This is a genomic window from Bacteroides sp. 1_1_14, assembly GCF_000162515.1.
In the GTDB taxonomy this organism is placed as follows: domain Bacteria; phylum Bacteroidota; class Bacteroidia; order Bacteroidales; family Bacteroidaceae; genus Bacteroides; species Bacteroides thetaiotaomicron.
Genome location: NZ_GG774735.1, coordinates 1 through 1,586 on the forward strand (window position 1 = coordinate 1; position 1,586 = coordinate 1,586).

At 42.1% G+C, this 1,586-nt stretch carries 2 protein-coding genes; both read right to left on the bottom strand.

The window, feature by feature from the left end; translation table 11 throughout:
- Positions 1-265: 265 nt before the first annotated feature.
- Positions 266-1,150 carry an IS3 family transposase gene (locus HMPREF9007_RS0125570; protein ID WP_008763907.1) on the bottom strand — a complete coding sequence of 295 codons (885 nt, stop codon included), beginning with the start codon at positions 1,148-1,150 and terminating at the stop codon, positions 266-268.
- Between the two features lie 8 nt (positions 1,151-1,158).
- Positions 1,159-1,542: a transposase gene (locus HMPREF9007_RS00155; RefSeq protein ID WP_008763908.1), complete on the bottom strand. Its 384-nt coding sequence runs from the start codon at positions 1,540-1,542 to the stop codon at positions 1,159-1,161.
- Positions 1,543-1,586: the final 44 nt, after the last annotated feature.

Below are 1,586 nucleotides of genomic sequence, written 5' to 3' on the forward strand. Positions count from 1 at the left end.
TGATGTGTACTGGTTTTAGTTGACAACTTCGTTTGTTATAACTGAATTAGTTTACTCAATATACTTTAATATCTAAATAGGTTTACTTTTGTTATTCTTATTCCTATGTTAGTTGTCTTTTGTTGGTGCTTGCAAATTTATGCATCTTCCTTTATTTACGCAAGCCTTCTTCAGGAAAATGTAATGTTGCCAACAACCAAAAACTCTTCGGTCGGGGATCGTCCTAGCGGCAAGGGGCGGGACCACCCATCCCGACGAGCGGGTATTATGCTGTTAATCCTACCGTTTCGCTGACCACTTCCATAGGTGTCCTCATGTTTATCCCTTGATGAGGCCGCACATGATTATATACATATACAGCATCTTCAATGCGCTTGCTTACTTGCTCGAAGCTCTCATCATCACAGTCGAATAGCCAACCGTTTTTAATGGTGTTGTTCATTCTTTCAGCCAATGCATTATGTAAAGGATCACCACACTGCGTCATACTGATGTTGATTTGATGCTCTTTAAGCCTCTCTACATATTTATTTGAGCAATATTGGACACCCCGGTCGGAATGATGAATAAGAGTGCTCATGTCTATGTGATACTTCTCATAGAATGATATTGCCATCTCCAAAGCTTTCAAGGGCCCCTCCGTCTCAAGAGTTTTGTAAAGCGCATATCCCACGATGGCACGACTTGACGCATCGGTAAGCAACGAGAGGTAAGCCCAGCCCTGACCGGTGTTTACGTAGGTTATATCCGCCACTACCATAGCGCCCAATCTCGTAGCGACAAATTTGGGTGCAACATTCAACAGATCGGGGTAGATATAGTAATTATGGTTCGAATTCGTTGTTCTAGGACGCTTGCGACTTGTACGTTGACACAAACCATTGGAGCGAAAAATGTCATAACAACGATCACGACCGATAACCATCTTTGGTCCAAACTTACTCACGCAGCAGGCGTATAACTCGCGCATACCAGCTTTGGGCATGAGTTCCAACAGTTCTTTGCAGTACAACACGATGCTTGTGGTAAGGATATCAACCTCCAAATGTCGGTTCACATGCTTGTAATAACCTTGTCGGGTTATGCCGAAGTAATCACAGAGGAACTTTATACAACCACGTTTGCGTCGGGGTGAGTGCCTCTGTGACAAGGTGTCGATTACTTGGCATCGGAGTTTTTTCGTACCTTGATATGATACGTGGATTCAGCAAGATTGATGAGTTCTTCGCACGCCTCGTGACGTAAACTCTCATCAGCAAGAGCCCGATGAAGTTTACGGTTCTCAGCACGCAATAGCGATAGTTCTTTCTGGAGCTCAGAAATACTAGAATCAATAGCATCGCTATTTACTGGTTTAGAGGATCTACCCATATCTTTGTCTTCTATTTGATACTTGTTAAGCCAATAAGTAAGAAGCTTGGCACAAAAGCCGTGACGCTTACAAAACTCAGATTTGCTCTCGGGACTTGATAAATACTCACGAATATAAGACATTCGTTCATCATCACTGTAATAGTTGTACTTCTTTTTCGAATATTTCATCTTTATTTTCGTATTTTTGAAGTTGTCAACTTATTCAGTACACT

Excerpts from the sequence above, each read along its gene's own strand:
- HMPREF9007_RS00155 (WP_008763908.1), bottom strand. The coding sequence starts at position 1,542 with ATGAAATATTCGAAAAAGAAGTACAACTATTACAGTGATGATGAACGA.